This window comes from Streptomyces sp. NPDC048269 (genome assembly GCF_040652395.1).
Lineage (GTDB): Bacteria > Actinomycetota > Actinomycetes > Streptomycetales > Streptomycetaceae > Streptomyces.
The window spans coordinates 1-11,798 of record NZ_JBEZLW010000084.1 but is presented as its reverse complement, the minus strand read 5'-3'; the positions used below and the strand labels follow the sequence as shown (position 1 = coordinate 11,798).

Sequence of the window (11,798 nt, the reverse complement as noted above, 5' to 3'; positions counted from 1 at the left end):
CTCCTCGTCCGTCAGCACCAACTCGGCCTTCGGCCGCCCCATCGCCATACCGAAAGCCTACAACTGAACAGAACTCCAGACTCAGAACACTAGCTGCCGCAGCAGTTAGGAAAGGCAAGATCCTCCATGCGTGCCACTTTCATGTACGGCCCCGGCGACGTCCGGGTCGAGAACGTGCCGGATCCGACCATCGTCGAGCCCACGGACGCGATCGTCCGGATCATCCTGGCCTGTGTCTGCGGCTCCGACCTGCACTCCTACCGCTCCATGGACAAGACCGACCAGGGTGCGCCGATGGGGCACGAGTTCCTCGGTGTCGTGGAGGAGACCGGCTCCGAGGTGCGAGGTCTGAAACGCGGCGACTTCGTGGTCTCCCCGTTCGCATTCGCCGACAACACCTGTCCGATCTGCCGGGACGGCTTCCACACCGCCTGCCCGCACGGCGGCTGGTACGGCGCCGGCGGCGTCGGGGGCGCGCAGGCCGAGGCCATCCGCGTGCCGCAGGCCGACGGCACCCTGGTGAAGATCCTCTCGGACGTGGACACGGCGCTCCTGCCCTCGCTGCTCGCCCTGAGCGACGTCTACCTCACCGGCTACCACGCCGCACAGATGGGCCGGGTCGCGCCCGGCAAGACCGTCACCGTGATCGGCGACGGCGCCGTGGGCCTCTCCGCGGTCCTGGCATCCCGCCGCATGGGCGCCGAGAAGATCATCCTCATGGGCCGCCACACCTCCCGCACCGACCTCGGCAAGAAGTGGGGCGCCACCGACGTCGTGGCCGAGCGCGGCCAGGAAGGAATCGCCAAGGTGATGGACCTGACCGGCGGCGAAGGCTCCCACGTCGTACTGGAGGCCGTCGGCCTGATGCCCGCTTACGAGCAGGCGTACGACATCGTCCGCCCCGGCGGGATCATCTCCCGCGTCGGCGTCCCGCAGTACGAGGAAGCCCCAGTCGGCTTCGGGTCGCTGTTCGGGAAGAACGCCGGCCTGACCGGCGGACCCGCCCCCGTACGCGCCTACATCGAGCAGGCCATCCCCGACGTACTCGAAGGCCGCATCGAACCCGGAAGGGTGTTCGACGCCGAAGTCGGCCTCGATGCCGTCGCCGATGCCTACAAGGCGATGGACGACCGCAGTCGGCTCAAGGTGCTGGTGCGCCCGTGACCGCCCGCAAGCCCAACCCTGCCGCCACCGCCGCGCACGAGCGGCGCTTCCCCGGCCACGTCTCCACGCTCGCGGCCACCGAACCGGAGCTGACCGAGTACTTCGACAACTTCGCCTTCGACGAGGTCCTGCAGCACGCACAGGAGGTGCCGGAGCGGACCCGCCTGATGACGCAGCTCGCGGCGATGACCGCCGTCGGCGCGGTGGCCGAGTACCGGGTGATGCTCGGGGCCGCCCTCACCATCGGGGTCACGCCGGTGGAGGCCAAGGAGATCGTCTACCAGGCCGTGCCGTACGCCGGAATGGCCCGTGTCTTCGACTTCCTGCACGCCACCAACGACGTGCTGACCGACCGGGGCGTCGAGCTGCCCCTGGAGGGCCAGTCCACCACCACCCGGGACACCCGGACGGCGCAGGGGCCGGCGGTGCAGAAGCGGATCAGTTCCTGAGCGGCAACTGCTTCGGCGACCACTACACCCGCACCGGCCTCGACGTGCCCACACGGGAACTGCTCACCTTCGCGATGCTCGCCGCGCTCGGCGGCGCGGACGCCCAGGTGAAGGGACATGTCGCGGCCAACCTCAACGTCGGCAACACCCGCGCCACCCTGATCGCCGTCCTGACCGGCCTGCTGCCGTTCATCGGCTGCCCCCGCACCCTTGGCGCCCTGGCCGCCCTCGACACCGCCGCCCCGGCCGACGACGCCTCGTCCACGGAAGAAGACCAAGCATGACCTCCCGAAACTGGCTCATCACCGGCGTCAGCAGCGGCTTCGGCCACGCACTGACGACCCAACTCCTGGAACGGGGCGAGAAGGTCATCGGCACTGTCCGCAACCTGGGCAAGGTGGCCGACCTGACCAGGCAGTACCCCGACGCCTTCCGGGCGGAGATCCTCGACGTCACCGACACCGCCGCCGTCCGCAAGACGGTGGACCGGGCGTTCGCGGCCGGCCGCGTGGATGTGATCGTCTCCAACGCCGGCTACGGCCTGTTCGGCGCGGCCGAGGAGCTCACCGACGCCCAGGTCGACCACATCATCGCCACCAACCTCACCGGGTCCATCACTCTGATCCGCGCCGCGCTGCAGCACCTGCGAGCGCAGGGCGGCGGACGCATCGTGCAGATGTCCACCTACGGAGGGCAGGTCGCCTTCCCCGGCAACTCCATGTACCACGCCACCAAGTGGGGCATCGAAGGGTTCGCCGAGTCCGTTGCCCAGGAGGTCGCCCCGTTCGGTATCGGTGTGACGCTCGTGGAACCGGGCGGGGCGCGTACCGAGTTCCGCTACGGCAGCGCGCAGGTCGCCGACCCGATCGATGCCTACGACGGCAATCCCGCCCACGCCTTCCAGGCCATGCTCGACCCGGCGAACGGGCTGGCGCCGGGCGATCCGCAGCGCATGGCCGCCCGCATCATCGAATCCGTCGACACCGATCCTGCACCGCTGCGGATGGTGCTCGGCTCCCAGGCCCTGGACTCCACCCTCGGGGTGCTGCGCAAGCGAATCGACGACTTCGAAGCCCAGCGCGCTCTGGCGGCCTCCACAAACCTTCCTGCTGGTGAATGACCGCCTCAGCGACCCGGGTGGAAGGCCACCGCGGCGCAGGTCGCGCTGGCCTGGCTGCTCGCGCAGGGGCGACGACATCGCACCGATCCCCGGAACCAAGCGCACCGACCGCCAGATGGCCCAGATCGCCGACCTCGATACCGGCACGACACTGTTCTTCGACCACCACGATCCCGAGATGGTCGCCTGGCTCAGCAAGCGCCGCCTGGACGGCTGAACCCCGGGCAGAGGAGGAAGGCGCCCACAGCCATGGATTCGGCTGTGGGCGCCTCTTGCCTATGTGCGCCGGGTGTCTTCTCCGGCTCTACTTCCAGATGTAGAGATCGACGACAGCCCCGTTGTTCTGGCAGTAGAACTTGGTCGTCTCCCCTGCGTTCTTCAGAACTGTGCCCGCCGCATTGCAGTTGGCCCTCGTCCAGTACCAGTCCCAGTACACGTATCCAGCGGCACTTGTCGGTGCCTTTGCCGATGCTGCTGTGGTGACGGCGGGCTTTTCGGCTGCGTGCGCCGGAATGGCGAAGGCACTGGTGATGAGGGTGGCGCCCAGTGCCGCGGCGGGTATGAGCTTCCGGATTCTCATGCGTGATCCCTTCAACGTGTGGTGGGAGTTCATGCCGCAGGGCTCTGCATGCCCTGCCTGCTGAGCGACGCGGCCGGACTTTGCAGGGACGGGGACGATAGCCGTCAGATTGCGTGAACCGGGCACCGTTCCCCTTTCGCTAATTCCCTGTTCCGGGCGGTCGAGAAAAGAGTCCGCCCACTCAGGTGCGGAAGTCGACTCGTTTCGGCCTGTCCCGAAACGAGGACGCTGGGAAGCATCATCCGCAGACGCGGACGAGGGGGTTGATTGTTGTGCTACGGGTTCACTTCACTGCCGAGGACCTGGCGCAGGTACGGGTCACGGTGTTGGGGCCGCTGGCAGAGACGGAGGTGAGCTTGCGGACTGTGCAGTGGCGTGACCGTCCGGGGCTGTTCGGTGCGTGGCGTGCGCGCACCGGTCTGCATCTCAGCGCCGATGGGAGAGAGGCGGCGCGTCTGCTCAGCCCTGTTGAGGGGCTGGTGGATCTGTTCACCCTCGTGGGCGCAGCGGCCTGTATGGACGAGGGAATAGAGCGGCTGATCAGTGCGCCCGCCCGGCGGCTGCGCACGGAGTTCTCCGTGGTTCCGCGCACGCGGTGGCCTCTGTGGCTGTCCGAAGCGACGGATGCTGACACACGGGCGGTGCGAAGGCTGGCCCTCGCGCTGCAGGACTGCCACCGCGTCGCGGTTGCCCCGTACTGGGAGCGGATCGACCAGCATCTGCAAGGGGAGGTGGCGCGGCGGGGGCGGCTCATGGTGCAAGGCGGGGTGGGAGCCCTGCTGGACAGCCTGCGCCCCATGGCCGTGTGGGAGCCCCCCGTGCTGGAAATCCCGGGCTACCGGCCGCTGGTCCACCCGAAGCCCGACTTCCACCTGGCGGGCCGTTCATTCGTTCTGGCTCCGTCGGTGTTCTGCGGGCCGGTTCCCCAACTGTTCGCCAGTCCTCAGGCCGCCACGGTTGTCATGATGTACCCGGCTCTGCACAACCCGGTCGACGCGGCAGCCATATGGGTTCCCCCCACCGATCCGCGCCGGGTCGATGCCCCGGTGCCGCTGACTCTTTCCGCGCTCCTCGGGCGTACCCGGGCGGTCGTGCTGTGCGTGATAGCCGACCATCCCGCGTGCACTACGACTCAGCTCGCGCAACGGGCGGGCATATCACCGGCCAGCGCCAGCGAGCACGCCGCCACCCTCCGCAGTGCCGGGCTGACCACTGTCACGCGGGAAAGGAAGGCAGCCCTTCATACACTGACCCATCTCGGCCTCACGCTGCTGAACACCAACGGTCCGGCCCCGGCCAGCGTCTGAACCACCTCGGCCTCGGCGCGGTGGTACGGCTACCGGTGCGCGCCGACCACGCAGTGCACCGCGCGGGCCTGTTCCAGGCGCTTGTCCCGCATCGCCTGCAGAGTGCGGGCGACGTTCTTCGGTTCGTCGGCGAGGATCTGGCCGACAAAGTGCGCGATGGTGCGGGCAGTGTGCGGCGTAGCGGAAGCGGGGGCGTCCAGGGCTCACACCGCGGATCGCCATGAGGTAGATGACGCCGATCTCGTCCAGGGCGAAGGAGTCGGCGCAGGGCTCGGTGTCGTCGGACAGCGCGGTCACGGGAAGGAGGATCAGTTCCGCGATGGCCAGCAGGAGACCCGGCAGCCGGCTCACCTCGGGCGCGAGGCGCACCGCCTGGACGTCGTCCCCGGTCTCCACCGCCCGTACGTAGTCGAAGCCCGGCCGAACGAGCTGCGGGGCAGGGAAGGAACGATGGGGGACATGGGGCAGCTCCTGATCCGCCGGCCGGTTGGTCGGCCCGCCTCGCCGAGGACGAGGCGGGCAGCAGGCCCGCCTCTGAGTTACCCGCAGCCTCCCCCTGGCCACTCACCAGGTTCTCGCCACACTCCTGGAAGAGCACCTGACGGCTACGCCACGCGCCTCGGCGGCCGCGCTACGCTTCCGCTCCACCACCATCCCAGCTGCCGCGCCTGGTCAAACAGGTGCTGCCAGGGGCGCGAGTCGATGATGCCCGGGGAGAAGGAATAGCGGTCCAGGTGTGCAGGTGACCGCGCACGGCCAGTCCTTCGGGTGTCCCGGCGCGCGGTTGCCTTCGGTCGGCGACGCGAGCCCGCTGTCGTGGCCGAACCTCCGTGGGCGAGCTCGGTGCAGACGCGCCGGAACGGTTCGGGGAGTCGGCGGTCGATGCGCCGCTCCGCGTCCTCGGCCGCGGCCTGGGCCTCGGCCTCGGTGATCGGGCCGGCGGGCGTGCGACGTACGCGGCTCAGGCGACCGGTTCGGCTCAGGTCAGGCTCCACGACCACGTGTTGTCGGCGGTGACGAGGCAGGCGAGGACCACGAGGTCGGCCACGCCCAGGGCGATGCCCAGGCGGGCGCGGCCCGGCCTGGCGGTCTGCCGCCACAGGGCGAGGGAGCCGAGGACGACGGCGATCGGGCCGAGCACCAGGTTCATCACCAGGAGCCCGACCAGGCCGAGGACGAACGCGGTGACGGCCATCATGTCGGCGTCACGGTAGCGGCCACGGGTACGAGCACGGGCATCGGCCGGGACCTTGGCGTCAGTACGCGGATTCATCACAGACCTCCCTGGCGATGGTCGGGGCGCCCGGCACGGTGGCCCGACAGGCGCTCGCGTGCGGCGAAGAGGGCGAGCCAGAGCGCGATCGCGAGGCCGGCGGCCACGCTGACCGGCACCGGCACATGGGCCACGGCGCCGAGGACGACGCCCAGGACGAGCAGTGCACCTACGAGGAAGAGCACGGGAGTTCCTCCCACTTTTCAGGTAACAGTTGTTCACCGACTACCCGGTTCAATTCGTCTCATGCTGGCGGCCGTTGACTGTGACGCGGTTGACTGTCCTTCATGAGTCCGAACACCGGTGTCCGCGAGGCACAGCGCCGCCGTACCCGACGCGCGCTCCTCGACGCGGCCCTGGGCCAGTTGGAGGAGCGGAGCCTCGGTACCCTCGGTCTCAGAGAGGTCGCCAGGCACGCCGGGGTCACCCCCACCGCCTTCTACCGGCACTTCCGCGGCATGGACGAGCTGGGGACCGCACTCGTCGAGGAGGCTCTGGCCAGCCTGCACGCAACCGTACGGGGTGTCCTCGCGTCGAGCGGCGACGCCGGTCGGCGCTCCGGCGGCGCGGTGCAGCTCGTCGCCGAACTCGTCCGCAGCCGGCCGGCGCACGTCCGCTTCCTCGTACGGGAGCGGCACGGCGGAGTCGCGGCGGTGCGCGAGGCCATCGCCGGACAACTCGACGCCTTCGCAGCCGAGATCGGCGCCGTCCTCGTGGCCGACCCGCTCAGCGCAGGCTGGGGGACCGCCGACGTGACGATGCTGTCCCGGCTCCTGGTCGACCACATGTTCATGACGGCCTCAGCATGCCTCACCGCCTCCCTGCGCGGCGAGGACTGGTCCCCCGTCCTCGCGACAGCCCGCGACCAGCTCCGCCTGATCCACCTCGGCCGCGAACACTGGCAGGGCCAGAGGGTGTCTCTTTGATGCGCTTCATGATCCGCGAGGCTGGGAACTGTCAGAGAACGGCTGGCACGCCCACACGACGGGCCGTGCGACCTTCATGAGTTGTCAACCACGGTCGTCTGCATGTCACCGGACTCGAAAGCAGGGCATGAGCACCGGTGCCAAGGTCGCCCTCGGCTGCGGTAGCCCCGCCGTCCTCGGCCTGCTCCTGGTCGGCGGACGTACCGTCCTGGTAGGCGGGGCCGCCAAGGAGGCGGGCAGGGAACGTGGAACGCCTTCGGGGCGATCGCCGCGCTGCTGCTGCTCTGGAAGGGCTACCCCTGGCCGAAGGGATGGAAGATCGTGCGGATCTTCCATCTCCAGCCCACCTCACCGCAAAGACCTCACCGGGCCGCTCTACAGCGGCCGGACATCGCGTGACGGTGGTGTGGACTGCGCGTTCGCCTCACGTGCCGGGCCCCCGAACCGCGAGCGCGAGACGAGCGGGAGACGCGCTGGCCGCCGCGTCGAAGGCCCGGCCGGCTTTGCTGAAGCCTGCGTCATGACCGGCTCCTGTCGTGTACCCGGGCGGATTGCCCCCGGGCGGTGACCTCGTGCTCCTTCGGCGTTGGGAGGGATGGTTATGGAGCGGGCGGGAACCGGTGCAGGCGATGACGTTGCTGCTGTGGCGGGGCGATCGGCCTCGGCGCGGTGTCCGGTCGGTGCACCAGACAGTGCCGCGCTCGGACGTGAGGTCCCTCTGGGGCGGATTCCGCAGGCCTTCATGACGATCTGCACGGTCCTGGTGTTCGGCTGGTGGCCGATGACGAGATTGAGGTCGCCGCTCTCGCTGCGTGCCGGACCTGGCCCGGCTGCTGGCCGAGGGCACAGGTGAACGTGCTCAGGAAAGGTCGGTCGTGGACACGAGGAAGGATTTGACCGCGAGGTTGAAGAGTTCCGTGTCCTCGAGGTTGACCATGTGGGCTGCCGAGGCGAACCGCTGGTGCCTGGCATCGGTAACGGTTTGGGCGATGGCCTGGGCGTTTGACGTGATGTCACTGCTGTCGAGTTCTCCGTGGAGAACCAGGGTGGGCACGCCGATGGCGGCCAGCCGGTCCGCTGCACCGATCTCTCTCGGTATCCCGGCTCCGAGACCGCGGGCGTGCCGCACGACATTGGCGGACGCCGAAGAACGCATCCGCTCGCGCAGTTCGCTGCTGACCTGGGACGGTTCACGGTACGGCCCGTCCACCCACATCCGGAGAAAGTGCTCCACGAACCGCTGCGCGCCGCCGTCCGGGTCGCCCATCGCGGCCATCTGCTGTGCGGTGTGGTGCGCGACGTAGGGGTCGGTGAAGGGCCGGCCGCTCACCCCGGGTGAGGCAAGGACCAGTGCCGACACAGACTCCGGATGAGCGAGCGCCGTATCGACGGCGGTCCGCGCCCCGAGGGAAAGCCCTACGAGCGTGGCGCAAGGGACATCGAGGTGGGTGAGCAGAGCGTGTAGATCGTCATGGTGGGCGTGGTCCTGAGTCACGGTGGAGGAACGCCCGTGGCCACGGGCGTCATAGCGGATGACGCGGTACCCAAGGCCCGCGAGCCACGAGAATTGCTCGTCCCACATGTTCAGGTCGAGCATGCCGCCGTGCATCAGTACGACGGTGGGTCCTTCGCCGGCCGACTCGTAGAAGAGCTCGCCCGCCTCGACGGGTACGGTGGCGGCTGTGACGGCGTGTGTCCGCGCATGCGTCATCGGGGGTCGTCTCCTCGATCCGTGGGGTGTGGCGGGGCATCCTGTGCGAGATCCTTGAACTCCTCGCCAAGACGACGGAGTACGTGCAGGGCCGTCGTGACGTCACCGGCAGGCAGATCCGACAGCCGGCGCCGCAGTTCGGCTTCCTCGGCTTCTTGGACGCCCCTGATGGTGGCTTCCCCTTTCGGGGTGAGCCGGATCAGGCGCGAGCGCCGGTGTTCCGGGTTCGGGGCGCTCTCAGCCAGCCCCAGGGCAGTCGCGTCGTTCACCAGACGCTGGACCGGCTGCCGGTCCAGGCCCAGCAGGCGGGCCAGTTGAGGGACCGTTCGGGGGCCGCCCCTGCGCAGTTCATCCATCACCGCATGCTGACCGGCTGTCATCCCCGTGCCCATCAGCTCCCGCTCCACGGCACGCACGACCGTGCGGTGCAGCGGCCACAGGCTGCGGATCACCTCGTACAGCAGAGGCCCCAATGGGGGCTCACCCTTCGTACGCGCAGCGCCACTCATGATGTCATCATGACACCTTTGGTGTCCTCGTGGCCATAGGTTCAAAACGGGCTTCTCTCGTCCGGTACGAGGCCGACATCGCCGACGGGCGGCCGGGACAGGAGTGGGTGGAGCAGTCCGGGATCAGTGACCTGACCGCTTGACCCCCGGGTGCTCACCGAACTCTGGGAGGTGATCGACCGGACCCTGAATGAAGTGACCACCCGTGCTGCGCACCACGCCCCAGAGCGGATCGACGACCTACACCCGGGCGCAGTCCTAGCGGCCCGGACCGCCTGACCCCCGCCTGGCCGGAGTGCCGCTGCTCGTCCGCCCGGGCTGCCCGCTGGGCTGGGCGAGGCGGACGAGCAGGGGGACCGGGGGCGTTGCGGGAGCTCCGGCGGCAGTACGGGCCCGCACCCCGGCCTGCGTACGGCGGCTGGTTGACGGGACTACCTCCGAAGGGGATTGGCGCCCCGAGTTCCCGAGCGGACGGATACTTCGCCGCCTGGCAGAAGGAAGGCGTCTTCGAACCAGGTCAACGGGTTCCTCCGCCGCCTGGTCGGTGAAACCGAGGGCCAGGATGCCGAACCGAGGCGCGTGCGTACTGGACGCCCAGAGCGTCAAGACCTCCGACCAACGTGCCTGCCGCGGGCAGGGCATCGATGCGGGCAAGAAGACCGCAGGCCGCAAGCGCCACATCTTCTTCGCGCCGTCATAGCCCCGGGAGTCCATGCCGACGGTCTCCGCGGCCTTGACCGACTGGGAGTCGATGACGGGGGCGCCCGCTCCGGGCGCCCGGCCCATCTCCCGGCGGATCCACTTGCGGAGCTGGTCACGCATCTGGCCGACGATGCCGACGGCAGCCCACCGGGCCGTAAATCCGTAGCAGGTCCGCCAGGGCGGGTAGTCGTTGGGCCGGCCACTTGCATCCGGTGTCCACGACGTAGCGGATCGCGTCGACGGTCTCGCGACGAGGGTGCTTCTCCGGGCGGCCGCCGGTGCGGCTCTCGCAGGCCGGTGGCGGCACGGGGCTCGCCTACGGAGGGTGAGTCCGCTGCCGGGCGGGGCGCCGGTGGGGTCGCTTCCAGGAGCGTCTTAGCTCTCGGAGAGCATCAGCGGATCGGGGAGGATCCGGGTGCCTGTGATCGCCGAGTGGTGCTCCTGCAGGTCGGCGACGCGCTGGACGGTGTAGGCGTGGGGGAGGGCGGGTTGGCCTTCTCCTGGGCTGAGGCTCGCAGGGGGTCTGTGGCAAAGAGGTAGAGCGCCTCGGTCGGTTCGGCCGCCAGATGTATCAGCCAACCTGCGCCTCTTGACGCTGCCGGCAGCAGCACGACAGCGGCCTGTCGCGGTCTGACTGTGCCAGTGGGCTGGTACAGCGGCACGGGGGAGTGGAGCCGCGAGGGCTGAAGCCCGCAGTGGCATTACGGTCACCTCATGAGCGACTCAGAGAAGAACAAGTCCAGTGCCATGGCGTTCTACGACCTGATGTTCAACCAGTGCCGCCCCGCCGAGGCCATCGACCAGTACGCCGGCGACACATACATCCAGCACAACCCGCACGTCGCCGACGGTAAGCAAGCGTTCGTCCACTACTTCGAACGCATGGCCGCCGAATACCCTGGCAAACACGTTGAGTTCAAGCGCGCCATCGCCGAAGGCGACCACGTTGTCCTGCACTGCCATCAGACCTGGCCCGACGAGGAGTACGCAGGCATCGACATCTTCCGCTTCGACCAGGACGGCAGGATCGTCGAGCACTGGGACGTACTCCAGGTCGTCCCACCCACCTCCAAGAACGACAACACCATGTTCTGAGGCCGGCTTATCGCCACCGCCATGCTCCAGCCACGCGGACGGTACGGCGTCCCGCTCTGGTGTTCGGTCGGCATCCCTGCCGATGAGCCTGGAGTACCCAGACTCCCTGACGGAGCCGGAGCGTTCGTCCTCCGGGACGAACCTTCTCCACCGCCTGCCTTCCCGAGCGCGGTGCCCTCGCCGGCAGGTGCTAGGCGGAGGGTGAGGGAGATGTCGCTGACATCCGTGCTGGGCTTCCCGCCGCCGAGTGCAAGGAAGGACTCGTGCCGAGCGCTGCTGGCGAACTAGTCATGTCCGCCACGGCCTCCTTCGGAGAGAGGCGCTTGAACCGACGAGGAACGGCTGACCAAGCGCCCATCGAGGACGACCTCCAGCCAGGTGTAGCAGTCACCGATCCACAGCCCGACCTCCGCCCCACACCCCGCGCAAGCCAGATTCGGCCCTTCGTGCCCGCCTGGCCCGCAGCAGCCGCCCCACCGGCTCAGGATCTTCGTGGTACCGACCAGGTCGCTTGGGCTCAACAGCAGGTCCACCCCTGGCCCGTGCCCCGCCCGGGACATTCCGAAGCCCTTGGGCAGCGAGCCCCAGGTGATGCGTCCCGGCTGCGGGTCGCGGGCGAAGGTGCCTGCCGCCATCCTGGGCGGGCAGGGGTCCACAGGAGAGTCGAGCGGTGTCCAGGCCTCGTCCTCCGTCGGCGGGTGCACCTCGCGCACCGGCGCGGACAACCGGGCGCTGCACACGGCGCAAGAGAAGACCTCGGCACCAGCAATCTGCATGTCATCTCCTTTGCCCGTCGGTGCCGACGAAGCTACCCCACGTTGCTGACACACCCCCAACCGCTCCCGATCCGATTGCAAACAGGCACTGAGCTTGGCATTTATCCTCTGCGGGCTTGGTGTTCCTTGATTGACTCGGCGCGTTTGGCCGTCTTGCCGACGCTGTGATGGTTGGCCCGGTGGTTG

At 68.9% G+C, this 11,798-nt stretch carries 13 protein-coding genes and 2 pseudogenes; 9 read left to right on the top strand and 6 right to left on the bottom strand.

The genetic code is table 11. The annotated features are described in order from the left end of the window. Positions 1-126: 126 nt before the first annotated feature. Genes AB0D48_RS36380 through AB0D48_RS36360 form a run of 5 tightly spaced genes read left to right on the top strand, consistent with a single transcriptional unit; the run spans position 127 to position 2,950 of the window. Complete coding sequence (locus tag AB0D48_RS36380; protein ID WP_362407294.1) at positions 127-1,164, top strand: alcohol dehydrogenase catalytic domain-containing protein; 1,038 nt, start codon at positions 127-129, stop codon at positions 1,162-1,164. Then, positions 1,161-1,613, top strand: a complete 453-nt coding sequence (locus AB0D48_RS36375; RefSeq protein ID WP_362407291.1) for a carboxymuconolactone decarboxylase family protein — start codon at positions 1,161-1,163, stop codon at positions 1,611-1,613. The genes AB0D48_RS36380 and AB0D48_RS36375 overlap by 4 nt, the downstream gene beginning before the upstream one ends. Then, positions 1,610-1,897, top strand: a complete 288-nt coding sequence (locus AB0D48_RS36370) for a carboxymuconolactone decarboxylase family protein (RefSeq protein WP_362407300.1) — start codon at positions 1,610-1,612, stop codon at positions 1,895-1,897. Before AB0D48_RS36375 ends, AB0D48_RS36370 begins: the two co-directional genes overlap by 4 nt. Further along, complete coding sequence (locus AB0D48_RS36365; protein WP_362407288.1) at positions 1,894-2,733, top strand: SDR family oxidoreductase; 840 nt, start codon at positions 1,894-1,896, stop codon at positions 2,731-2,733. Before AB0D48_RS36370 ends, AB0D48_RS36365 begins: the two co-directional genes overlap by 4 nt. Next, positions 2,726-2,950 carry a hypothetical protein gene (locus tag AB0D48_RS36360; RefSeq protein ID WP_362407285.1) on the top strand — a complete coding sequence of 75 codons (225 nt, stop codon included), beginning with the start codon at positions 2,726-2,728 and terminating at the stop codon, positions 2,948-2,950. Before AB0D48_RS36365 ends, AB0D48_RS36360 begins: the two co-directional genes overlap by 8 nt. 87 nt (positions 2,951-3,037) lie before the next feature. Here the strand turns inward: AB0D48_RS36360 and AB0D48_RS36355 are convergent, their stop codons facing one another. Then, positions 3,038-3,313 (bottom strand): hypothetical protein, encoded by a 276-nt coding sequence (locus AB0D48_RS36355; RefSeq protein WP_362407282.1) that lies wholly within the window; start codon positions 3,311-3,313, stop codon positions 3,038-3,040. Between the two features lie 272 nt (positions 3,314-3,585). Between AB0D48_RS36355 and AB0D48_RS36350 the strand changes: the two genes are divergently transcribed. Further along, positions 3,586-4,620 (top strand): winged helix-turn-helix domain-containing protein, encoded by a 1,035-nt coding sequence (locus AB0D48_RS36350; RefSeq protein WP_362407297.1) that lies wholly within the window; start codon positions 3,586-3,588, stop codon positions 4,618-4,620. A 979-nt stretch (positions 4,621-5,599) separates the two neighbouring features. On the opposite strand, the gene AB0D48_RS36345 is transcribed toward AB0D48_RS36350, so the two are convergent. Continuing rightward, a complete protein-coding gene (locus AB0D48_RS36345; RefSeq protein ID WP_362407279.1) occupies positions 5,600-5,893 on the bottom strand; it encodes a DUF4190 domain-containing protein in 294 nt (97 codons plus the stop codon). Further along, on the bottom strand, positions 5,893-6,078 hold the full coding sequence (locus tag AB0D48_RS36340) for a hypothetical protein (protein WP_362407276.1): 186 nt from the start codon (positions 6,076-6,078) through the stop codon (positions 5,893-5,895). The genes AB0D48_RS36345 and AB0D48_RS36340 overlap by 1 nt, the downstream gene beginning before the upstream one ends. Positions 6,079-6,180: 102 nt before the next feature. Here AB0D48_RS36340 and AB0D48_RS36335 point away from each other — a divergent pair, with 102 nt between their 5' ends. After that, entirely contained in the window at positions 6,181-6,819 is a 639-nt protein-coding gene (locus AB0D48_RS36335; RefSeq protein ID WP_362407273.1) for a TetR family transcriptional regulator, read from the top strand. Positions 6,820-7,678: 859 nt separating this feature from the next. On the opposite strand, the gene AB0D48_RS36330 is transcribed toward AB0D48_RS36335, so the two are convergent. Both AB0D48_RS36330 and AB0D48_RS36325 read right to left on the bottom strand, forming a co-directional pair. Next, the gene (locus AB0D48_RS36330) at positions 7,679-8,530 is read right to left on the bottom strand and encodes an alpha/beta hydrolase (protein ID WP_362407270.1); all 852 of its coding nucleotides are present in this window, start codon (positions 8,528-8,530) and stop codon (positions 7,679-7,681) included. Beyond that, positions 8,527-8,982 carry a MarR family transcriptional regulator gene (locus tag AB0D48_RS36325; protein WP_362407268.1) on the bottom strand — a complete coding sequence of 152 codons (456 nt, stop codon included), beginning with the start codon at positions 8,980-8,982 and terminating at the stop codon, positions 8,527-8,529. Before AB0D48_RS36325 ends, AB0D48_RS36330 begins: the two co-directional genes overlap by 4 nt. 640 nt (positions 8,983-9,622) lie before the next feature. Between AB0D48_RS36325 and AB0D48_RS36320 the strand changes: the two are divergent. Further along, positions 9,623-9,721, top strand: a pseudogene (locus AB0D48_RS36320) (IS5/IS1182 family transposase); the annotation flags it as partial. On the opposite strand, the pseudogene AB0D48_RS36315 reads toward AB0D48_RS36320, so the two are convergent. Then, positions 9,718-10,048: pseudogene (locus AB0D48_RS36315) on the bottom strand (transposase); the annotation flags it as partial. The pseudogenes AB0D48_RS36320 and AB0D48_RS36315 overlap by 4 nt on opposite strands. Before the next feature lie 407 nt (positions 10,049-10,455). On the opposite strand from AB0D48_RS36315, the gene AB0D48_RS36310 reads away from it, so the two are divergent. Continuing rightward, entirely contained in the window at positions 10,456-10,836 is a 381-nt protein-coding gene (locus tag AB0D48_RS36310; RefSeq protein WP_362407266.1) for a nuclear transport factor 2 family protein, read from the top strand. Positions 10,837-11,798 lie beyond the last annotated feature (962 nt).